Below are 19994 nucleotides of genomic sequence, written 5' to 3' on the forward strand. Positions count from 1 at the left end.
ATGAGATGAATTTGTGAACACTACGTGAGAGGGGAACAAGGTGAGCGAGCAGGCATGGTGAACGTGCCGGGCCTGCTCGCCTTGCTGTGCGTGAGGAGATGCTGGCCGTTATGGCTCCAATGGTGTGCGCAGGAAGGTAGCCAGTTGGGCGGTGTGGATGGTGGCGTTCGGGCACGACGTGAGCACATGGGCGACGATGCGCAGGAGATCGGCGTCGACGTGATCGGGGCGAGGCAGGGGCATGGCCTGCAGGCGTGTCCAGAGGGTATCGGTGGAGGTGTGGTGCAGACCGAGCAGGGCGCGTTGGTGTGCTAATGGGAGGCCAGTGCGCTGGCGATAGAGGTGGATGGCAGAGCCGAGAAAGCCAGGGGCGCTGGCGGCGAAGGTATACCAGGTTGTGAGGATGGAGGTGTCGTCGATTATCATGATGGTCCTTTCGGTGTAACCGCCTGAAGCGGTGTCTTCAAATGGTTTCACTTGAGTTATACAGCCGCCGCGTGAACGTGTCGCATGAAAAGGGATGAATGTGGAACATTGGCAGGAAATTCGTGTGAGGATGAGAAGAACAAGGGCTGCCGATCAGATAATGCTAAGATCGGCAGCCCTTGTGTGTTCAGTGTGTGTTCGTATCCTCTGATGCGTCGGAGAGGAGCGCAGAGAGAGCGGCCTGGTCGACGTGGAAGCGGTGCGCGATGTGGGCCAGTTCCTGATCGGTGGCCGGGAGACGGCAGAGGCGCAGATGCGTCAGGGTGTCGAGCGAGCACCGCAGGAGCGCGGCGAGTTGTGCATCGGTGAGGCCATGTGGGTTGGTTCTGGGTGTGCTTTTGAAGCATGAAGAGCGACCCGGGGTAGCGTGCGGTCGGTACTGATCATTCTGTGGCGCAAGACGCTGCGCGGCATCGTCGTTTCCATGGTATCCCTCCTCCAGGTGGAATGAGTGTCTGTTGCTTCCTTCTCAAGAGAGCAAGATGCAAGAAGTTTTTCTGGTTGGTTTCTTGTAGAGTACATCTACGTGCACATCACACGTGCTCTCTTGATGGGAGCGAAGCAGAACAATCCGGTCGTCAAAAGAATGGAGGACTTTATGAGTTACCCAACAGTTGTCTCTCGGGAGGAGTGGCTTGCTGCCCGTGAGGAGCTATTGAAGAAGGAGAAGGAACTTACCCACGCAAAGGACCAGCTCGCCGCAACTCGTCGCAAGCTGCCTATGGTCAAGATCGAGAAGGGATACGTTTTTGAGGGGCCAAACGGTAAGGTGAGTCTGCTCGATCTCTTCGAGGGACGCACCCAGTTGATCCTCTACCACTTCATGTATGGTCCCGACTGGGAGAAGGGCTGCATGGGCTGCACGAACTTGGTCAATGAGATGTGCTACATACCTACTCTTCATGAGAAGAACACCTCAGTGGCCGTCGTCTCGCGTGCACCCCTTGCGAAACTTGAGGCGTGGAAGGAGCAGATGGGCTGGACCGTTCCCTGGTTCTCCTCATATGGTAGCGATTTTAACTTCGATTTCAATGTGTCGAACGATGAAGGCGAGGTGTCGTCGTTGAGTGTCTTCCAGCGCGACGGAGATACCATCTATCACACGTACCAGACGTTCCAGCGCGGTGTTGATATCCTGCTGAATTCGTACAACTATCTCGAATTGACCCCGCTTGGACGGCAGGAGGAATGGGAAAAGCGACTTGGGTGAGCCGCCTCCTGGAAATATGATCCCTGATATCGCGCAGTTCTTCGCTCACCTGAACCCGAGATGAGACATCTCGAACCATTTTTCAATTTTTCACGTGCGTAGCGACCTGGGGTGGGGTTGGAGCGGAAGCCCGGACTTTTGGGCACGTGTGATGGTCATGGACTGGTGGCACCCAATTATGACCATCACAAGGAGCGGAAGAGCGGGTCACTTGCTCCATCAGGAGTGAACTTCCTCATCTGTCCAGCAACAGGGGCTCGCTCCCCTACCCGCTTATGTGGCCTCGTCCTCAAACATAGGAAACTCGGCAGCGTGGGTCTGGGCCCACTCGATGAGCGCACAGAGCGTTGGAAGCAGCGTTTGAGTCAGCGACGTGAGCTCATACTCGACACGCGGAGGCACAGTCGGGTAGACCGTACGTGTGACAAAGCCTTGTTAAGGTGGCTCGTTGGTCTTCCGATTGCCTTAGGGAGAAAAGAAGAGCGGCGCGTGCTGGCCGCGCAAAAAAGCGTCCTGAATGATGAATACATCGTTCGCATATGTAATACGTTACATATTACGTATTTCCATTTTACGATAAAAAGAATACTCCTGTCAAAAAAATCGTTTGTGTAGACTTTTTGAACCTTGCCCATGGTTAGTTTCTTTCTCAAGCTTGTCTTAGTATATCTCAGCTTCAGGGACTTTTTCAAAGCGGGGCAAGATCAAATGTTCCTTAAACATGAATGTGGACATACGTGGAGGGGAAATCGGCCACGAGGGCCGAACCTACGGGGGATGCACGCTTTTTGTTTGGCATTGACAAACTCCGATCTATTGATTAAAATAATATTTATCAATTAAATAAAAGTTTAATCAATGAAGAGGGGGAGTGATGCGAGATGAACTTGTGCTTGAGACGCCGGAGCAGGTGCGGGCTTTGGCGCACCCGCTGCGGCAGCGCATTGTGAATCTATTGACGGATGCGCCCTATACCAATAAGCAGATGGCGACGAGGTTCGAGGTGTCGCCGCCACGGCTGTACTTTCATGTGCGCGAGCTGCTGACGACCGGTCTGATCGAGATCGTTGAGGAGCAGCCCAAGGGGGGCGTAATCGAGAAGTATTACCGGGCGGTGGCGCGCGTCATTCGCCTGGGAAGTCAGACGGGGGCGGCCGTGAACGCGGAAGATCTAACGGCGAAGACGCTTGAGGTGGTACGCCAGGAATTTATGCAGGCCAACCGGCACTTCGATGATCATCCGCCACAGCTCTCATTTGCCTACGAGCCTATCCGCGTCTCGACGGAGCGACTGGAACGCATTCAGGGTCATCTGGATGCACTCCGTGAGGAGATATACCAGGCGATGCAGGACCCTGAGCGGGCGAGCCGCGAACATTATGTGGCGCTGGCCTATCTGCTGCATACCTTGCCGGAACCAGGCAAAGAGGCGGCGGAAGGGAGAGAAGCATGATCTTTCAGGGCATCAAACAGGGATTTCAGCCCTTCCGCTATCGCAACTTTCGCCTGCTATGGATCGGGCAGGCCATCTCGGCGCTGGGCCTGCCATTCCAGAGCGTGGCCCTGATCTGGCTGGTTCTGCAGCGCCACGGCTCGCCGCTCGACCTGGCGCTGATGCTGATGGCTATCAGCGTACCGCAGGCGCTGGTCACGCTGGCGGGAGGTGTGATTACCGACCGGCTCGATGCACGCACCGTCATGTTCTGGACGGATGCGACGCGCCTGCTGATGTCAGGCGCGATCGCGCTGCTGGCGCTGATAGGGGTATTGCCGCTCTGGCTGCTGGGCCTGCTGCTCATCGTGTACAGCCTGGCCACAGGTATCTTTAATCCGGCGGCCCGCAGCATCACCCCGCACCTGCTACCGTCTGAAGCGCTGAGCGGCGGCAACGCCCTGATGCAGATCCTGAATCAAGTAGGCAACTTCCTGGGCGCGCTACCAGCGGGCCTGATCGTGGCGCACAGCAGTCCGGCGCTGGCCTTCGCCCTCAACTCGCTCTCATTCGCGGTGGCGGTCTTCGTAACCTGGCTGATGGAGCCGCTGGAGCGCATGGAAAGGGGCGAAACGTCGTCTGTCTTTCAGGACGCGCTGCAGGGCTTTGCCTATCTTGGCCGCACGCCGTGGTTGCTCTCGCTGCTACTGATCGATGCCTGCACCGCCATCGCGGCCATCGGGCCGATCACCATTGGCCTGCCGCTGCTGGCACGGGACGTACTGCACATCGGGGCCAGCGGCTATAGCCTGCTGATCTGGAGCTTTGCCGCCGGCGAGATCAGCGGCATCCTCGTGCCGCTCTTCAGGAGTCCCAGTCAGCGGCGGGGACGCTTCTTCTGCCTGCTCCAGTTCATTGAGGGTCCGATCATGATCGGGGTAGCCTTCGCGCCCCTGCTGCTGGCCATGCTCTGCCTCGCTGTGGTTGCCTTCCTGAACGGCATCTTGCTCGTGGTCTTCCTGTCGCTTATTCAGGAGCACGTCAGCAAGGGGCTGCTGGGCCGGGTGATGAGCTTCTTCATGCTGGCCAGCGTCGGCTTTGTGCCGCTCTCGCAATCGCTCTCGGGCTACATCGCAGCCAGCGCGGGGGTGCAGATCCTCTTCCTCGGCGCGGGCCTGTTGACGGCGCTGAGCGCGCTCGGTGGATTGTTTGTCCCTTCGCTGCGCGCCCTTGATTGATGATCAGGAACGGCGAAGCCGGGGCAAGTCCCAAGGCACGGGCACTTCTTGCCTGACGCGATGGAGAGTGATCGCCCGTTGCCGCTCATTGAAACCGCTCTGGAACGGTTGCGCTCCAATGGCGTTCTTGCCCCAAACATGATCCGTATCGAACGATTGGTATGGGAGATGTATGTCCATAACTATGGAATCCATCTCCTCTTTGTCATGAAAGATATCCCATCTCTATAAAGATACTCTTCTCTTATGAAGAGTAAGGCCGTCAAACCATTCAAGAGCTAGCCGTGCAAAAACAATTCACCCCCCAAGGCTTTTGCTCTCCTCCTTCCCAAGAAGTTTTCTCAGCAATAATTCACAGGCCCCGGGAAGATGGCGGAGAACCATTGATTCTCAACATGTGCACATACTGTGCCTGCTTTTGGCGGCCTACGGCTCTTGTTCAGAGAAAAATGCGTTGAGTCGTTGTAGGAGTTCTTCTGGTTGTTCCTCCGCAATATAATGGCCGCACTGAGAGATGATGCCGCTGGAGACGTTTTCGGCGAGTTGAGCGAGACTATAGAAAGGCCAGCCAGCACCGCTGTATTCGCCTCCCAACGCTAAGGTTGGGATGCGTAACTTTTCTTTGCTGTATTCTTTAAAGAGTTGGGCATTGGATGAGAACGAGCGATAATATTCAAATCCGGCTCGTAAGGCATCTCGGCCAGAGTAACAACGAACGTACTCATCGATATCCTCTTGCGTGAAGGCAGCCGAATTTCTTGCGCGGGAGAAGAACCACTGCAGCAGGATGTGCTCGCGTCCTTCGGCAAGAGATTCCGCCAGGTTCCTGGGAGCCTGGAACAGGCCGAAGTGCCAGATTTTGAGTTTGGTGACAAAATCTTCGCTTCCAAAGCCTTCAACGGGACTGTCCAGGATCACGAGGCGCTGCACAGCCTCACGGTACCGAGCGGCATAGGCATAGGCGGTTAAGACCCCCAGATCATGACCGACGAGGAAAACCTGTTGGAAACCCAGAGAGCGCACCAGCGAGAAGGTGTCCTCAGCCAGCGTGGAGGCATCATAGCCGCTGTCGGTTCGTTCCGAATCGCCTATCCCACGCGAATCGGGCGCGATCACCGTATATTTCTCGGCGAGTGCAGGCATGATTTTGCGCCATGCGTACCAGGTCTGGGGCCAGCCGTGGAGCAGCAGCACCGGAGATCCTTGACCGCCAATCACATAATGTAAACGGACCCCATTGACCTGTGCTGTTTGATGCGTAAAGAGAGGCTCTAATGGAGCCGGAAGTGGTGTCGTCATTTTGTCCTTTCTCTTGCTGAATCCCTCTTGAGCAGACAGGATTCTGTACAGACGTATCCTACAATACGTCGTCACACGGATCATGTGCTTGCGCTCCATCAGCATACCAGAGTATGATATATCGAACAACACAAAGTATTCGAAGCAAACATTCATTTTTACTGATAGTTGGAGGATTATGGATCTACGGCATTTGCAGACGTTCAAGGTGATTGCGGAGACAGGGAGTTTTGTCCAGGCTGCCGAGCGACTGCAATACGCGCAATCAACACTCACATTACACATTCAGCAACTTGAAGCGGAGCTGGGAGTCGAACTCTTTGATCGCCAACGGAGAAAAATTCAGCTGACTGCCGCGGGACACACACTCCTCATCCACGCTCAGCATGTCCTCAATCACGTCGAGCAAATGCAGCAGGATCTCTCAGATCTCGCCGCAGGAGAGAGCGGCACGTTACGTGTGGGCATGATCGAGCCAATAGCACGCCTCTATCTTATGCAGGTCATGTGCACCTTTCATGAGCGCTATCCCCGGATCCGTCTCACCATCGAGATCCTGAGCACAAACCGCACGCACGAACAACTCCTAGCCAATCAGATTGATCTCGGCATCTCAACACCACCACCCGCCAACGGAGGACTCAACTTCGAACCAATCCTGACCGAAACGCCTGTCCTACTCCTCCCCGAAAACCATGTTCTCCTGCAACAAGACGAGATCGTGCTGAGCGATCTATGTGCTGAATGCTTGCTCCTCACGGATCCGCCCTGTGCCTATCGCATGGCGATCGAGCAAGCCTTTATGGCACGCGGACTTCCACTGGCAATTGGCATTGAGATCGGGAGTCTCGAAATTATCAAGCAAGCCGTCCAGCAAGGAATGGGCGTCGCAATCATGCCGAAACTCGCCACATACCATATTCCAGACGGCACGGTTATCCGACGTATCAAAGACTGGAAGCTGCATCTGCCTCTTGGTCTCATCACCAGAGAAGTTCCGCTTCCACAAAGCAAGGCAATACAAGCGTTCAGCTCCCTGTTCAAACAGGCCGTCGCAGACGCTGGAGCAGCGGCTTGATATCTACCAACCCACGAGATGTGCAACGAGACGCGGGTTTGGCTTATGATCTCCCATCAAGAGGTAGCAGACAACGCCTGTTCTAGCTTTGAAGCGGTTGCAGGGGAAGCGGCATAGACTTTCACACGGAGATCGGAAGAAAAAGAGGCTTGAAAGGTCACATGGTCAAATTCCAGGAGACCGAGCGCCGGGTGGATCATGGATCGTGGTCCATTGGGCAACCCTCGTACATCCTGTTGCTCCCACCATTCCCGAAATAATGGGCTCATGTCCTGCAAATCATGGAGTAATTCTTCAAACGAGGCATCGCCCGGATAGCGGGCGTAATCGGCACGAAATTGGGCCACCAGATTGCGCATCTGCACCTCCCAGTCAAGATCGGGCGAGCGTCCTTGCAACTGCAAGTAGCGCCAGACCACATTGAGCGAGTGCGGTGGAAAGGGCTCATCAAAGCGAAAGAGCAGGCCAGCCGCCCGATTCCAGAAGAGAACGTCCCAGCGCCGCCCGATCACAAAGGCTGGATGAGGAGTTAGCGCGTCCACCGTGCGTCGTAATGCCAGTGGAACCTCTTCTTCCTCTGCTGGCGCTTTCGCTGGCAGGGTGTGACCTGAAAGCCTGAACAGATGCTGCTCCTCTGCAGGGGTGAGCCTGAGCGCCTGCGCTATGCTTTCCAGAACGGACATTGAGGGATGAACCTCCTGTCCCTGCTCCAGCAAGGTATACCAGGAGACCCCGATATTCGCCAATTCCGCCACGTCTTCGCGCCGCAGCCCTGGCGTTCGGCGCCTGCTGCGTGCTGGTAATCCTACCTCTGCTTGAGAGAGCCGGGCGCGGCGGGTGCGCAAGAAGGCCGCGAGCGCTTGTCGGCGTTCTCGTTCTGTCTCTTCCATCTGTTCCATCTCCTTATCCTACTACTCGCAATCATACGATCACGAGAGGTTGGTTATCTGATTCTCTCTCAAGCATACTAAGCATGTCGTATCCAGGTCAAGCGAAACGTGCGAAGAGACCTGGCAATGCCTCTCTTTCGACAGTAAGAGAGAAGTTTTCATCCACAAGGAGTCAAATGATCATGAAAACCATTCTTGTCACTGGTGCAACTGGTAAGGTTGGGAGCCATTTCGTACCCCGTCTGTTGCAACGCGAACATACCGTGCGTCTTCTCGTTCGCCGAGCGGAGCAGGCTGAGGCTTTCCGCAAGCTGGGAGCTGAGGTGATCGTGGGAGATCTGAGCCAGCCAGAGAGCCTCGCTTCGGCTGTTACGGGAGTCCAGACCGTAGTTCATCTGGCAGCCTTCTTCCGGGGAACTGACCAGGAGCGAATCAGGACGACCAATGAGGAAGGTGCTCTGGCTCTGGCGAACGCCTCCCTTTCCGCAGGAGTTGAGCGTTTTGTCTTCACCAGCACGAACCTGGTCTATGGTCCGGGTCGTGGTCGGCCTGTGCGCGAAGATGACCTCCTCCAGCCAGCATCCACCTATCCGCAGACCAAGGCCGCAGCTGAACAGGCGCTACAGGAACTGTATCGCACGCGAGGGTTGGGAGTGCGTATCCTGCGTCTGGGTTTTGTCTATGGAGAAGGAGATCCGCATGTGACCGACTTCCTGCCACTCACGCAATCGTGGCATCCGGCAAAACGGCTGCATATGGTGCATCATGCCGATGTCTCACAGGCATTACTGCGTGCTGTTGCCACCTCTGGGATCGATGGCCAGATCTACAATGTTGCTGATGATGCACCCATGAGTCTCGCAGAGTTGCGGCACCTGAATGGTCTGCCGGAAGGTGCAAGTGACGCAGCAGCTCCCTTCAACGATCCGTGGGAAGGGATCGTTGATATCCTTCGCATCCGAGATGAACTGGGTTTCCGCCCCTTCTATCCTTCGTATTATGCTGCTAGAGATGCAGGTGTGCTTTAATGCCGTTGCCAGTGAGAGACGGACTTGTCTCTCACTGGCAACAAGATGTTTCCACATCGCGTGGGAAGGACCCACGGGGTGCGCAACGAGATTTAAGTAATCTTTTTGTTTCTGTGTGAAGTCTCTTTGCAGCCCCGTGGCGACACCGCCGGGGTTGACAGCGTTGGCGACGATACCGTCAGCGGCCCAGTGGCGTGTAACTTCGACCGCGAATAACGAGTCGGCGGTCTTGGACTGTGCGTAGGCTGCCTGTGGGTCGTACTCGTGCCGTTCGAAATGGATGTCGTCTAACACGACCGGTGATCTCATATGTGCCGTGGAGCTGACTGAGACGATGCGTGCCTCGCCCCGTTCGCGGGCACCAATGGCGAGGGCGTCATGCAATCCGAGGTTCAGGGTGAAGTGGCCAAGGTAATTGGTGACGAACTGCAGTTCCCATTCAATTGGAGAAAGAATATCGATGAATAACGCGCACTGCATCCTCCGTCCAGATGTACTGTTCCTCCACATCGATGCCGTCCTGCAGGATGACGTGAATGAACCGATGTACGTTGAGCAGTCACTCCTGCAGATGTTCACACAAAATGGTCAGTTCCGTCCGCTTCCTGGCGTAATCTACCATTGACGCTCACTTCGCAGTGGGTTATAGTATCAACAAGTGGTTGATTGGTCCAGGTCCAACCATACAAATATGGAAAGAGATCCACAAGTGCAAAGGAGTTTGAAAGGCTCAACCTCGTGTCTGACCTCACTATTCCTATAACCAAATGTTTGGTTCCGCCCGTCCGCACACACTATCTTGACCGCACCAGACTCCTGGACCATATGCTGGCATTGGGACCGTATCCGCTGGTTCTCCTTTCGGCAACGGCAGGCTTTGGAAAAACGACCCTGCTGGCAAGCTGGGCTCGGCTTCAGCAATCGCCTGTAGCGTGGCTCCAACTTGATGCGCTGGATAACGATCCTGCTCGCTTCTGGCTCTCGCTGCTGACAGCCATGCGAGTGTGTTGGCCATATCTGGGGGAATCTTTACTAGCTCAGCTGAACGCGCTACAGCCCCCACTGCTGCTGTCACTGGCCACCACGCTTATCAACGAAATTGCACAGGAGAAGCAAAATATCATGCTGGTGCTGGATGACTACCATATCGTGGAAAATCCTTTGATCCAGCAGGTGATCACTTTCCTGGTTGAACATGCCCCGTCCCATTTTCACTTGTTGCTTGCCAGTCGTGTTGATCCCGATCTGCCTCTGGCTCGCTGGCGCTTTCGCGGTCTACTTGGCGAACTGCGTACTTCCGAACTGCGCTTGAACGCAGTTGAAGCCGCTCACTATGTCCAGCGAGTCGCTGGCCAGGTCTTGTCTGAGGAGACGCTGAATCGCCTGTTGGAGCGCACCGAAGGCTGGATTGCCGGCATGCAACTCGCAGCACTTTCCTTGCGCGGTCAAGCTGATCCGACCAGCGTGCTGCCCTCCTTGAGTGGCAAGCAGCGCTTTCTCCTGGACTATGTGCAGGATGAGATCCTGGCGCAGCAAGCCCCGGAGGTCAGGCATTTTCTCCTTCGTGCCTCAATACTGGAGCGCTTGCAGGCCGATCTCTGCCAGGCAGTTCTGAGTGAGCCGAACAGTCAGATGCTCCTTGAGCAAGCGGAACGCTCAAACCTCTTCCTGGTTGCGCTTGATGAAGATCGCCAGTGGTTTCGCTTCCACACCCTTTTTCGCGAAGCGCTGCTTGCGCTTCTGTGCGAGCAGGAACCAGAGACTCTTCCTGGGCTGCACCAGCGCGCAGGCATCTGGCTCGCAGAGCACGAACAGCTTCACGAGGCCATTAACCACCTACTGACCGCGCAAGATTACCCCACCGCGGCCCAGCTTATCCGTCGCTTTATCAGCCCGCAGCATTGGCGCAATGAGTACCGCACACTGCTCACCTGGCTGGAGTGGCTGCCGCGGGAGGAAGTGCTTGCCCATCCTGATCTGAGCTTCTGGTGGGCCTTTTCCTTGATCCTGACCTCTCTGCACCGCCTGAGCGATCCCGGTCTCAGTGTGACCATCCTGGCCGCACTCCAACAGGCTGAGGAGGGTTTTCGGGCTGCTGGCAACGTGTATGGCGTCGGGCAGGTGCATACCATGCGGATGATTGTCTCTGCCAACCAGGGCGACTTTTCCACAAGCATTGAAGAGGCACGCCTGGCTCTGGATGTGCTGCCCGCCCACGATCGTCAGTGGCGCTATCGCGCGCTGGCGGGTGCCGCTCTAGGCAGTGTCTTCCACGGTGATCTGCGGGCCGCATACGAGCAGGCCCAGGAAGCTCTGACCCTCTCCACAGCAGCCCGCTGGTTACCTTCCATGCAAGACGCAGCCGTGTACCTGGGCGAGGTCTATCTACGGCGTGGCGAACTGGGTCAGGCGGCCAGTTATTTCCGTCAATCCCAGGCCTTTGCGGAAGAATATCTGCATCTCAGTCAACTCCAACTTGTCCAGGCCTCTGGCCTGCGCCTCAACCACTACGACCGCATGGCCCTCTACTGTCTGGCCGCCATTGCCTACGCTCGTAATGAGATCGACGAAGCTCGATCAACCATGCAGAACGCCTTGAAGCAGGGTCCGATGGTCTTCTTCCCTACGTTAACGCCCGGTTTCCTGTTGCAACTCCGTCTTGCTTTGACTCCCGGCTCACCGGTATCCGCTCGCACGCTTCTCCAGCAGCACGTGACAGACGCGAAGCTGCCACTGGAAAGACGTGAAGCAAATCTGGCTGAGGCCTGGCTAGCTCTCAAGCAGGGGAATCTCGCGCATACCCAGCGCTGGGCCGCGCAGCTTCTGGCCGGATCTGACGGAGACTATCCCTATATCCGCCGCTGCGAGGAGCAGTTGCTCCTCGCCCGCCTGTGCCTCGCCGAAGGGCGCGCCGATGAGGCACTGGCGCAGCTTTCAATCCTCCAGGCCGATGGGGAGGCACACGAGCATGTCACTGTCTTGCTCGAAACGCTCGTCCTGACCACCCTGGCCCACCAGGCACTCGGCGCTTCTAATCTGGCCCAGGGCAGCCTGCGTGAGGCGCTCACCCGTGCTCAGCCGGAGGAGAATCTCCGCCTCTTCCTTGATGAAGGCGACGCACTGGTACCCCTGCTCGCCGCGCTGCTGCCTGATCTCCAGGATCAGCCGCTCCACGATTTTGTGGCTCGCCTGCTTTCCGCTGCAATGCCCGCTCAGACATCCTCTGATCTTCTGGAAACCCTGACGCCGCAAGAAACGCGAGTCCTGCATCTGCTCGCCGCCGGGTTCTCGAATCAGCAGATTGCTGAGGAACTGGTGATCACGCTGGTCACCGCCAAAAAGCATGTGAGCAATATCCTTGGCAAGCTGAACGTAAGCAGTCGAACCCAGGCCCTCGCCCAGGCTCGCAAACGCGGTCTGCTCTAAATCTACTCCCTTTCTACTGCTTTGGTATACCGCGCTGATACGGCATCTCGCTGTATCCTTGGCATAGATCACAGAGAAAGGATACAAGACTCCAATGACTACCTATACAGTACCAACTCGCACTACTATCTCATTTCCGATTGGTTACTATCACTTGCATTCAGATGAAAGCGTCAACTTTCAACTGAACCGCTTCTATAGCTGGGTCGGTGATCCTGCTATGCTCGACGAAATGCGTGCCGTCTCGGCTGGCGTCAGCGACTACCCGACGTTCCAGCGCATCTTTATCAATCTGGGCGAAAAATACCTGGCTCTGGGTGAAACGCTCAAAGGCGCTACCTATCTTCGCCTGGCCGAGTTCTTTCTTTCTGTTCATGATGAGCGGAAACAGCCAATTCGACGGCGCTTTATCCAACTTGTACGGGACCACTATGGAGTGACACCCGAGAATCATAGCCAGATCCCCTTCGCAGATGGCTGGCTATCGGCCTATCGCTTTACCCCCGCACATCCAAAAGGAACGATTGTGGTCTTCGGCGGCTTTGATAGTTACATCGAAGAGTGGTTCCTGGGCGGCTTTGCCTTTGAGCAGGCTGGCTACGATGTGGTCCTCTTCGAGGGTCCTGGTCAGGGCACGCCACTGGAAGATGCCGGGCTCACCTTTACGCCCGCCTGGGATACAGTTGTCAAAACAGTGCTGGATTATTACCAGCTCTCTGACGTGACGTTGATGGGTTTCTCCATGGGGGGGGGCCTGGTTGTGCGTTCTGCTGCTTATGAAAAACGCGTTCAGCGCATCATCTCCTACGGCATCATGACCAGCTTTCTAGACGTTCAGTTGCGCATGTTTTTAGAGCCTGTGCGTGCGCAGATCCTAAATTGGTTAAACAGTGGCAACGCTGACGCCCTCAACTCCTTTGTCCAGGAAGCCCAGAAAAAGAGCCTCCTCCTGGAATGGGTGATGGAGCAAGCCATGCACACATTCGGCCAGCAGACTCCCTTTGACGTCTTTGCGGCGCTTCAAGCCTATGAGACCGCCTCGGTTTCTCCACTGGTCACGCAAGATGTTCTGCTGCTCCATGGAACCAAAGACCACTACATTCCAACTCATCAGTTCGTTGATCAGATCGCTCTGTTGACCAATGCTCGCTCCTTGACTGCTCGCGCATTTACTGAGTATGAACAGGCGCAGAACCACTGTCAGGTTGGCAACTACGGGCTGGCTCTCCGCGAAGTTCTGACCTGGCTTGACGCTTTGCAGAAACGCGATGCAGAGCTTGCGGAAACACGCTAGACGCGCTCTTTCGGACAACATGCTCTGGCGAGGCCTGAAGCACTTGCGGGGTCCCAGTTTGCCACTGTAGGGGTAAAATTGCATACCATTATGCACATTGCACAAAGAGCTTTTCGTGTTCCTGCCAGATTCCCGAGGTCATGCGTTTTGTCCAAAGATAAAGAATATCGATGAATAACGCGCACTGCATCCTCCGTCCAGATGTACTGTTCTTCCACATCAATGCCGTCCTGCAGGATGATGTGAATGAACCGATGTACGTTGAGCAGTCACTCCTGCAGATGTTCACACAAAATGGCCAGATCCGTCCGCTTCCTGGCTTGATCGACCATTGGTGTTCCCTGCGCCGGTGGCTATAGTATCAACAAGTGGTTGATTGATCCTGGTCCAACCATCCAAGCATGGAAAGAGATCCGCAAGTGCAAAGGAGAATGAGAGCCATGCCGGTCTTCGACTCGTTTCTGACGACTATCCAGCAAGCGGGCGAGTTGGAGACGCGGGAGCGGCGCGTGCTTTTCCTGATGCTGCCGCAGATCAACCTGCTGGACCTGGCGGGACCAGCACAGGTTTTTGACGCCGCAGCGCGGCTGGGCATGCCCTACAGGCTGATCTTCTGTGCCCATCGACAGGAGGTGTGCAGTGCACAAGGATTGGTCTTTGCCCATCTCCAGCCGCTCGAACCCGTCCAGCCAGGCGATCTGATGATCGTGCCTGGTCTGCAGCTCAACAGCGAGGAGAGCAGGAGCGGGCTCTGGGAACCGGCGATCATCCACTGGCTACGCAACGCCGCTAGCGCGGCGTTGGTTTTCGGATAAGATCTTCATCAGAAATTCAAAGTCTAGAAAGGAACAAAATGATGACACCACTTCCAGCTCAGCTAGAGCCTCTTTTTACCCATCAAACAGCACAGGTCAATGGGGTCCGTTTGCATTATGTGATTGGCGGTCAAGGATTTCCGGTGCTGCTGCTCCACGGCTGGCCTCAGACCTGGTACGCATGGAGAAAAATCATGCCTGCACTCGCCGAGAAATATACGGTGATCGCGCCCGATTCACGTGGGATGGGCGATTCGGAACGAACGGAAAGCGGCTATGATGCCTCCACGCTGGCTGAGGACGTTTTCTCGCTGGTGCGCTCTCTGGGTTTTGAGCACATTTTCCTCATCAGTCATGACCTGGGCGTCTCAGCCGCCTATGCCTATGCCGCACGATACCGGGAGGCCGTGCAGCGTCTCGTGATTCTGGATGCTCCCCTCGAAGGTTTTGGGCGCGAAGAGTATGCCGCCAAAAACAGTGTCTGGCACTATGGCTTGTTCCAGGCTCCCAGGAGCCTGGCGGAATCCCTTGTCGAGGGACGTGAGCACATCCTGCTGCAGTGGTTCTTCGCCCGCGCGAGAAATTCGGCTGCCTTCACGCAAGAGGATATTGCTGAGTACGTTCGTTGCTACTCTGGTCGAGATGCCTTACGAGCCGGATTTGAGTATTATCGCTCGTTCTCAACCAATGCACAGCAATTTAGAGCATACAGCAAAGAAAAGTTACGCATCCCGGTTTTAGCGCTGGGAGGCGAATATAGCGGTGCAGGCTGGCCTTTCTATAGTTTCGCTCAACTCGCCGAAAACGTCTCCGGCGGCATCATCCCCGAGTGTGGCCATTATATTGCGGAGGAACAACCAGAAGAACTGCTCCAACGCCTCAATACATTTTTCTCTGAACAAGAGTAGCAGGCCTCTTCTCTAGAAGCCGGTATAACCTACCATCGGCATCTATCTTGCACGAAAGGCAGCTGTTTTGATGAAATGAGGCTGGAGGTGTCTGCAAAACTCCTCCAATCTCTCCAAAATGCTGTTCTTCCAATTCGAGGTAATGCCGCACAGTATCCAATCAAAGGTGAATTGACTCATCTTAGATCTAGGTGCTTTGCCTCACCAGTAATCTGAAGACTCCCTCGTCGAAAGAACGAGGGGTTCTGAGTGGTGCTTCCACGCTTCCAGCCGACCCTGCCGAAACAGGAAGGCTGGCTCTTGTGTGGCTTCACTCAGACTTTGAGGTTTTTCAAGAAAGGAAACAGACAGATGACTGAAACGTCTGATTTCGGAACGTTTGGTCGCTATAAGGAACTCTCCCTGGAGGAGATGACCCCTGAGCAAAAAAGGGCGTATGAGTTCACCGTGAAAGCACGCGGGCAAGTGCCCGGGCCGTACAAGATCTGGCTACAAAACCCGAAACTGATCGATGTCATGGTGCCTCTGGGGGCCTACTACCAGGGGGGCTCATCGCTCTCTAAAGCGGAGATCGAGATTGCCACGAACCTGATAAATGCCCGGTGGTTAGCGGCGTACTCGAACTACGAACACGAATGGATCGCCGAACAGCTCGGTGGTCTGCCAGCGGAGAAGGTCGAGGCGTTGATTGCTGGACTGCCCACGTCGTTTGAGGACCCCCGGCAGCAGGTCGTCTATGAAATCACGTCCGCGCTGATCGCGCCACGCGTGGTCCCCACCGGCCTCTATCGACGTGCGGTTTCCCTGCTAGGAGATGCGGGCCTGACGGATTTAACCGTTCTCATCGGGTACTTTACCAGCGTCTCGCTGACGCTGCGGGCGTACGACGTTCCCTCCAATGCCATTGGTTTAGAGCGTTGATGCCTCCTTTTTTCCCAGGCTGCTAGCGTGGCTAGCAGGATTGCTAGAATATGCATACATTTCAAGATCACGTGTTTTGATCACTGCGAGAGGAGAAGGTACGATGTCTCACCAACCTGAAAGAATGGGCGGTCGTCTGCCCCTGCTCAATCCAACGGCGATGTCGGAGGCACAAAAAGAGGTATATGATCGCCTCAATAAGACCATGATTCAATGGGCCGACCGCGCTCAATTTCAGAGCAAGACCGATGATGGAAGACTGATTGGTCCGTTCAACCCGGGGCTGTACAGCCCTGGCATTGGCACGGCCTTTTTGGATTTACACGATGCTGAAGAGAAGTATACGTCGCTCAGCGAGCGAGTTCGCCAGGTGGTGATTCTTGCCGTCGGGGCTGTGTGGGAGTCGGACTACGAGTTGTACGCTCATGCAGCAGCGGCACGCCAGGCTGGTCTTTCTGAGGACGCCATCCGAACGCTTACGACTGGTGGGCTCCCGGATGATCTGAGTGAGCAGGAGAAGATCGCTCAACAGTACGCACGGAACCTTTCTGCTGAGCATCGTGTGAATGCGGCTCTGTACAGCGCTGCCGAGCAAGCTTTTGGCAAGCAAGGAGTCGTCGATCTCACGTATCTCGTCGGGATCTACCACATCACCTGTGCGCTGTTAAACGCCTTTGACATTCCTGCGCCTTCCGAACAGTTCTAAACGAAGTATTCATAAGCGTGCCACGGGCTTGAGATGAGAGCCAGGATCCCATCAACCGGAGGCACTTCCAACCTTTCTAGTAGAGTAAAGTCTGTGCACAGGCTTTGGAACCATATTCAAGGAGAATATCATGGTATCTGACACTATACCACAAGTGAAGCTGACCACGATCGCCGAGTTTCCCCAGGGATTCATGCTGGAGAACATCGCCGTACGGAGTGACAACTCGATGCTCGTCACCGTTCCGAGTCACCGTGAACTCTGGTTTATTCCTTCACCCGCTACGGCCATCCCGGTTGAACCCCTGAAACTGTCTACCTTTGCCACACTCCCAACCGGCATTGTCGAGACAGAGCCCGACGTCTTCTACATTTCGACGGGCAAGTTTTACAACACGGACGAAGCGTTTCTGGAGCGACTGGATCTGCGCGGCTGGACGCCCGGCATGGCGGTGCAGCTGGAGCAGGTGTTGCAATTCCCTAAGAACGTGCGTGGCCTCAATGGCAGTTGCCTCCTCGCGCCCAACGTCATTCTGCTGGCGGACTCGTTCGCCGGTCTGATCTGGAGAGTCGATCTGCCCAGCGATGGTGGAACTCCAGTCGCACGTGTCTGGTTGCAGCATGAGAGCATGGGATACTATCGGGGTCAGATGAAGCCTGAGCAGCCTGGCATCAACGGCATCCGCTACGCAGCGAAGTTGGGCTATATCTACTACACGGCGACCGCCAAGAAGCTGTTCATGCGCGTGCGGGTCAACCCTGAGACGCTGGAGGCGATCGGCGAGCCGGAGCATGTTTCGGTGGGACGCATGGCGGACGACTTCTGGATCGACGAAGAGGCCGGAGTTGCCTATCTGACCACGCACCGGGAAAACACTCTCGACCGCGTTTCGCTGGAGCCGTCCAAAAACGACGCACGCATCATCATTGCAGGTGAGCCGTTCAATACAGAACTGGTGGGACCCACCAGCGGCGCGTGGGGTCGGCAGGTCGGTGAGACTGGCCACATCGCCTATTTCGCCACCGATGGCGGCACCGTCTCGCCGCCGGCCGACGGAGTGCGCCGTTCGGCAAAGGTGCTGCGTATAGAGGTGCCGCAGGTTCTGCAGCAGTAACGCCATGAGAAGTGTGCTACGACTCTAGTTGCCTGTCAACGTTGATGCGACAGGCAGGGGTGCAGGGGATGCAATCCCCTGACTGGGTTCCAGGGCTGTGCCCTGGCTCTTCTCCCCTCTCGCCCGCGTAGCGGGTGCAACCTTTTCAATGGAGTCTGACAGACTACTAGATTCAATGGAGGAAATAGATGATACAAAAGAAACGGAGCGAATGTATCCGGGGAATCGACGTGACGCTTGAAGTTCTTGTCGACGGCAGTGGTCCCGCCCTGGTTGTGCTGCCATCCTATGGGCGTGGAAGTGGAGAGGACTTCGATGCCTTCGCACAGATGGTGAGCGCGGCTGGCTTCACCGTTCTGCGTCCGCAACCGCGCGGCATCGGAGGTTCACAGGGCACGATGAGTGGATTGACCGTGCACGACCTTGCCGCCGATATCGCGCTGGTGATTCGTTCGCTTGGGTCTGGTCAGGCGATCGTGCTGGGTCACGCGTTCGGCCAGGGGGTGGCGCGTATGCTGGCGGTGGATCATCCCTCCCTTGTCCGGGGCATCATTATGGCGGCCGCGCAATGTAGTTCGGTGTCGCCCGAGATCAGCAAAACGCCACACCAGGCGTGCGACCTTAATGCACCGGTCGAAGAGCGACTTGCCGCGCTCAAGAAAGGGTTCTTCGCGCCTGGTCATGACCCCGCTGTCTGGTTACAGGGCTGGTATCCCGAGACCATGCAGATGGAGGTACACTGTGCCAGCACAGTACCGCAGGCGGAGTACTGGTCTGCTGGATCGGCCCCGATACTGGAGATCATTCCGGATTCCGATCCCTTCAAGCCGCGCGCGTACTGGGGAGAACTTCGCCAGCAACTGGGCGACCGGGTGACCACCGAAATTGTTACCGACGCCAGCCATGCGCTTTTTCCCGAACAGCCGGAGCAGGTTGCCAATGTAGTCATTGCCTGGTGTCAACGGCTGCTCACTGATGGATAGTAGGCGAAAGCAGGCGATCGGACCCCTGCTGTATCATAGAACGCAGCACACCCTCACAGTCGTTTCACATTCGACTGCAGGATTTGACGTTTAAACTAATGCAGACAAAAGGCCCCCAACCTTGCGGCGGGCGGCCTGATCAAGTAAAGTTTCGATAGTAAAACAAAGACGGAGCTTTACTTGTATGAACCTTAGCACATTGAGGCGCTTTCGTCACGAGATCTATGACTGTTGTGAGCGAGCCAAAGATGCGCTCTTTACGACCATGGATGCCCTGATCGCCCAAACTCAGGCTCGTTCGTTGTCCGAATTGTCGCAATATCCTCGCTTTGAGCGGCGCTGGTCGAGTGTCTACGAAGCCTTTGAAGATGGGCGCATTGACCGCAAGCGGTTGCAGGAGGTCTTTGTGCGCTATCTGCCGGCGCCGCGGCAGGGAAATCGGTTCTGGATTGGCATTGTAAACGCGAAAAATACATGATCACTTTTTTTGTGGTGGCCTGGGGAGAAAGAGGGAGGGGCGAAAAGGGAGGGAAAACGCGTGGGGAGAGGACAGGGGCCGATGGAGGGAGGAGAAGGAGCGCTCAAAAAGCGAAGAAAAAAGCCGGCCAAATACATATGGAATTGACTGTGCCAGCCTCCTTGTGTCATTCTTTGATCGATAGATGAGATGAAATTGTGAACACTACGTGAGAGTGGAAAAACAGCGAGCAGGTCTGGTGAACGTGCCAGACCTGCTCGCTGTTTTTCGTTGTTGGAGGCTGTTATGGCTCCAATGGTGTGCGCAGGAGGGCAGCCAACTGAGCGGTGTGGATGGTGGCACCAGGGAAAGACGTGAGCAGGTGGGCGACGATGTGCTGGAGATCGGTGTCGACGTGATCGGGGCGAGGCAAAGGCATAGCCTGCAGGCGTGTCCAGATGGCATCAGTGGAGGCGTCGTGCAGGCCGAGCAGGGCGCGTTGCTGAGCGAGCGAGAGGCCAGTGCGCTGACGATAGAGATGGAGGGCAGAGCCGAGAAAGCCAGGGGCGCTGGCGGCGAAGGTATACCAGGTTGTGAGGATGGAGGTGTCGTCGGTTATCATGATGGTCCTTTCGGTGTAACCGGAGTCTGTAAAATATTTGACAGACCCTGTCGAGCATCTATGGTGGGTGTACATCATCTGTAGCAT

At 55.9% G+C, this 19994-nt stretch carries 22 protein-coding genes and 2 pseudogenes; 17 read left to right on the forward strand and 7 right to left on the reverse strand.

The window, feature by feature from the left end; translation table 11 throughout:
• Positions 1-108: 108 nt before the first annotated feature.
• Entirely contained in the window at positions 109-426 is a 318-nt protein-coding gene (locus KTT_RS24590) for a hypothetical protein (protein ID WP_126599241.1), read from the reverse strand.
• Positions 427-744: 318 nt separating this feature from the next.
• A complete protein-coding gene (locus KTT_RS36270; protein WP_160146108.1) occupies positions 745-912 on the reverse strand; it encodes a hypothetical protein in 168 nt (55 codons plus the stop codon).
• A 172-nt stretch (positions 913-1084) separates the two neighbouring features.
• On the opposite strand from KTT_RS36270, the gene KTT_RS24595 reads away from it, so the two are divergent.
• Entirely contained in the window at positions 1085-1696 is a 612-nt protein-coding gene (locus tag KTT_RS24595; RefSeq protein WP_126599243.1) for a DUF899 domain-containing protein, read from the forward strand.
• A 273-nt stretch (positions 1697-1969) separates the two neighbouring features.
• Here the strand turns inward: KTT_RS24595 and KTT_RS37445 are convergent.
• Positions 1970-2116: pseudogene (locus KTT_RS37445) on the reverse strand (winged helix-turn-helix transcriptional regulator); the annotation flags it as partial.
• A gap of 454 nt (positions 2117-2570) precedes the next feature.
• On the opposite strand from KTT_RS37445, the gene KTT_RS24605 reads away from it, so the two are divergent.
• Genes KTT_RS24605 through KTT_RS24615 form a run of 3 tightly spaced genes read left to right on the forward strand, consistent with a single transcriptional unit; the run spans position 2571 to position 4597 of the window.
• Positions 2571-3149, forward strand: a complete 579-nt coding sequence (locus KTT_RS24605) for a winged helix-turn-helix domain-containing protein (RefSeq protein ID WP_126599247.1) — start codon at positions 2571-2573, stop codon at positions 3147-3149.
• Positions 3146-4366 carry an MFS transporter gene (locus KTT_RS24610; protein ID WP_126599249.1) on the forward strand — a complete coding sequence of 407 codons (1221 nt, stop codon included), beginning with the start codon at positions 3146-3148 and terminating at the stop codon, positions 4364-4366. The genes KTT_RS24605 and KTT_RS24610 overlap by 4 nt, the downstream gene beginning before the upstream one ends.
• Positions 4367-4414: 48 nt before the next feature.
• Entirely contained in the window at positions 4415-4597 is a 183-nt protein-coding gene (locus KTT_RS24615; protein WP_126599251.1) for a DUF4158 domain-containing protein, read from the forward strand.
• Between the two features lie 195 nt (positions 4598-4792).
• Here the strand turns inward: KTT_RS24615 and KTT_RS24620 are convergent, their stop codons facing one another.
• Positions 4793-5665, reverse strand: coding sequence for an alpha/beta fold hydrolase (locus tag KTT_RS24620; protein WP_126599253.1), 873 nt, complete (start codon positions 5663-5665; stop codon positions 4793-4795).
• Between the two features lie 178 nt (positions 5666-5843).
• Here KTT_RS24620 and KTT_RS24625 point away from each other — a divergent pair, with 178 nt between their 5' ends.
• Entirely contained in the window at positions 5844-6743 is a 900-nt protein-coding gene (locus tag KTT_RS24625; protein WP_160146109.1) for a LysR family transcriptional regulator, read from the forward strand.
• A gap of 56 nt (positions 6744-6799) precedes the next feature.
• Here the strand turns inward: KTT_RS24625 and KTT_RS24630 are convergent, their stop codons facing one another.
• On the reverse strand, positions 6800-7633 hold the full coding sequence (locus tag KTT_RS24630) for a helix-turn-helix transcriptional regulator (protein WP_126599257.1): 834 nt from the start codon (positions 7631-7633) through the stop codon (positions 6800-6802).
• A gap of 182 nt (positions 7634-7815) precedes the next feature.
• Here KTT_RS24630 and KTT_RS24635 point away from each other — a divergent pair, with 182 nt between their 5' ends.
• Positions 7816-8661, forward strand: coding sequence for an NAD-dependent epimerase/dehydratase family protein (locus tag KTT_RS24635; RefSeq protein WP_126599259.1), 846 nt, complete (start codon positions 7816-7818; stop codon positions 8659-8661).
• A gap of 90 nt (positions 8662-8751) precedes the next feature.
• Here KTT_RS24635 and KTT_RS24640 read toward each other — a convergent pair.
• Positions 8752-9099 (reverse strand): annotated as a pseudogene (locus KTT_RS24640) (SDR family NAD(P)-dependent oxidoreductase); the annotation flags it as partial.
• Positions 9100-9121: 22 nt separating this feature from the next.
• Between KTT_RS24640 and KTT_RS36275 the strand changes: the two are divergent.
• From KTT_RS36275 to KTT_RS24690, 11 genes are all read left to right on the forward strand, one after another.
• Entirely contained in the window at positions 9122-9286 is a 165-nt protein-coding gene (locus KTT_RS36275) for a hypothetical protein (RefSeq protein WP_160146110.1), read from the forward strand.
• A gap of 113 nt (positions 9287-9399) precedes the next feature.
• Positions 9400-12087 (forward strand): winged helix-turn-helix domain-containing protein, encoded by a 2688-nt coding sequence (locus KTT_RS24645; protein ID WP_126599260.1) that lies wholly within the window; start codon positions 9400-9402, stop codon positions 12085-12087.
• A 94-nt stretch (positions 12088-12181) separates the two neighbouring features.
• Positions 12182-13381 carry an alpha/beta fold hydrolase gene (locus KTT_RS24650; protein ID WP_126599262.1) on the forward strand — a complete coding sequence of 400 codons (1200 nt, stop codon included), beginning with the start codon at positions 12182-12184 and terminating at the stop codon, positions 13379-13381.
• A gap of 170 nt (positions 13382-13551) precedes the next feature.
• On the forward strand, positions 13552-13740 hold the full coding sequence (locus tag KTT_RS24655) for a hypothetical protein (RefSeq protein ID WP_126599264.1): 189 nt from the start codon (positions 13552-13554) through the stop codon (positions 13738-13740).
• A gap of 81 nt (positions 13741-13821) precedes the next feature.
• A complete protein-coding gene (locus KTT_RS24660) occupies positions 13822-14196 on the forward strand; it encodes a type 1 glutamine amidotransferase family protein (protein ID WP_126599266.1) in 375 nt (124 codons plus the stop codon).
• 38 nt (positions 14197-14234) lie between these two features.
• Positions 14235-15104, forward strand: coding sequence for an alpha/beta fold hydrolase (locus tag KTT_RS24665; RefSeq protein WP_126599268.1), 870 nt, complete (start codon positions 14235-14237; stop codon positions 15102-15104).
• A 351-nt stretch (positions 15105-15455) separates the two neighbouring features.
• Positions 15456-16025: a carboxymuconolactone decarboxylase family protein gene (locus KTT_RS24670; protein WP_126599270.1), complete on the forward strand. Its 570-nt coding sequence runs from the start codon at positions 15456-15458 to the stop codon at positions 16023-16025.
• Between the two features lie 103 nt (positions 16026-16128).
• Positions 16129-16731, forward strand: coding sequence for a carboxymuconolactone decarboxylase family protein (locus KTT_RS24675; RefSeq protein WP_126599272.1), 603 nt, complete (start codon positions 16129-16131; stop codon positions 16729-16731).
• Between the two features lie 130 nt (positions 16732-16861).
• Complete coding sequence (locus KTT_RS24680; protein ID WP_126599274.1) at positions 16862-17845, forward strand: hypothetical protein; 984 nt, start codon at positions 16862-16864, stop codon at positions 17843-17845.
• 188 nt (positions 17846-18033) lie between these two features.
• Positions 18034-18828, forward strand: coding sequence for an alpha/beta fold hydrolase (locus KTT_RS24685; protein WP_126599276.1), 795 nt, complete (start codon positions 18034-18036; stop codon positions 18826-18828).
• Between the two features lie 184 nt (positions 18829-19012).
• Positions 19013-19306: a hypothetical protein gene (locus KTT_RS24690; RefSeq protein WP_174844798.1), complete on the forward strand. Its 294-nt coding sequence runs from the start codon at positions 19013-19015 to the stop codon at positions 19304-19306.
• Between the two features lie 283 nt (positions 19307-19589).
• Here the strand turns inward: KTT_RS24690 and KTT_RS24695 are convergent, their stop codons facing one another.
• Positions 19590-19907, reverse strand: a complete 318-nt coding sequence (locus KTT_RS24695) for a hypothetical protein (RefSeq protein WP_126599278.1) — start codon at positions 19905-19907, stop codon at positions 19590-19592.
• Positions 19908-19994: the final 87 nt, after the last annotated feature.

This window comes from Dictyobacter aurantiacus, assembly GCF_003967515.1.
Taxonomy (GTDB): Bacteria; Chloroflexota; Ktedonobacteria; order Ktedonobacterales; family Ktedonobacteraceae; genus Dictyobacter; species Dictyobacter aurantiacus.

Bases quoted from the DNA above. Each gene is read 5' to 3' on its own strand.
- KTT_RS24630 (WP_126599257.1), bottom strand. From the start codon at position 7,633: ATGGAAGAGACAGAACGAGAACGCCGACAAGCGCTCGCGGCCTTCTTG.
- KTT_RS24655 (WP_126599264.1), top strand. From the start codon at position 13,552: ATGAATAACGCGCACTGCATCCTCCGTCCAGATGTACTGTTCTTCCAC.
- KTT_RS24590 (WP_126599241.1), bottom strand. From the start codon at position 426: ATGATAATCGACGACACCTCCATCCTCACAACCTGGTATACCTTCGCC.
- KTT_RS24665 (WP_126599268.1), top strand. From the start codon at position 14,235: ATGATGACACCACTTCCAGCTCAGCTAGAGCCTCTTTTTACCCATCAA.
- KTT_RS24610 (WP_126599249.1), top strand. From the start codon at position 3,146: ATGATCTTTCAGGGCATCAAACAGGGATTTCAGCCCTTCCGCTATCGC.
- KTT_RS24650 (WP_126599262.1), top strand. From the start codon at position 12,182: ATGACTACCTATACAGTACCAACTCGCACTACTATCTCATTTCCGATT.
- KTT_RS24675 (WP_126599272.1), top strand. From the start codon at position 16,129: ATGTCTCACCAACCTGAAAGAATGGGCGGTCGTCTGCCCCTGCTCAAT.
- KTT_RS24670 (WP_126599270.1), top strand. From the start codon at position 15,456: ATGACTGAAACGTCTGATTTCGGAACGTTTGGTCGCTATAAGGAACTC.
- KTT_RS24620 (WP_126599253.1), bottom strand. From the start codon at position 5,665: ATGACGACACCACTTCCGGCTCCATTAGAGCCTCTCTTTACGCATCAA.
- KTT_RS24635 (WP_126599259.1), top strand. From the start codon at position 7,816: ATGAAAACCATTCTTGTCACTGGTGCAACTGGTAAGGTTGGGAGCCAT.
- KTT_RS36275 (WP_160146110.1), top strand. From the start codon at position 9,122: ATGAATAACGCGCACTGCATCCTCCGTCCAGATGTACTGTTCCTCCAC.
- KTT_RS24695 (WP_126599278.1), bottom strand. From the start codon at position 19,907: ATGATAACCGACGACACCTCCATCCTCACAACCTGGTATACCTTCGCC.
- KTT_RS24680 (WP_126599274.1), top strand. From the start codon at position 16,862: ATGGTATCTGACACTATACCACAAGTGAAGCTGACCACGATCGCCGAG.
- KTT_RS36270 (WP_160146108.1), bottom strand. From the start codon at position 912: ATGGAAACGACGATGCCGCGCAGCGTCTTGCGCCACAGAATGATCAGT.
- KTT_RS24660 (WP_126599266.1), top strand. From the start codon at position 13,822: ATGCCGGTCTTCGACTCGTTTCTGACGACTATCCAGCAAGCGGGCGAG.
- KTT_RS24595 (WP_126599243.1), top strand. From the start codon at position 1,085: ATGAGTTACCCAACAGTTGTCTCTCGGGAGGAGTGGCTTGCTGCCCGT.
- KTT_RS24690 (WP_174844798.1), top strand. From the start codon at position 19,013: ATGAACCTTAGCACATTGAGGCGCTTTCGTCACGAGATCTATGACTGT.
- KTT_RS24685 (WP_126599276.1), top strand. From the start codon at position 18,034: ATGATACAAAAGAAACGGAGCGAATGTATCCGGGGAATCGACGTGACG.
- KTT_RS24625 (WP_160146109.1), top strand. From the start codon at position 5,844: ATGGATCTACGGCATTTGCAGACGTTCAAGGTGATTGCGGAGACAGGG.
- KTT_RS24605 (WP_126599247.1), top strand. From the start codon at position 2,571: ATGCGAGATGAACTTGTGCTTGAGACGCCGGAGCAGGTGCGGGCTTTG.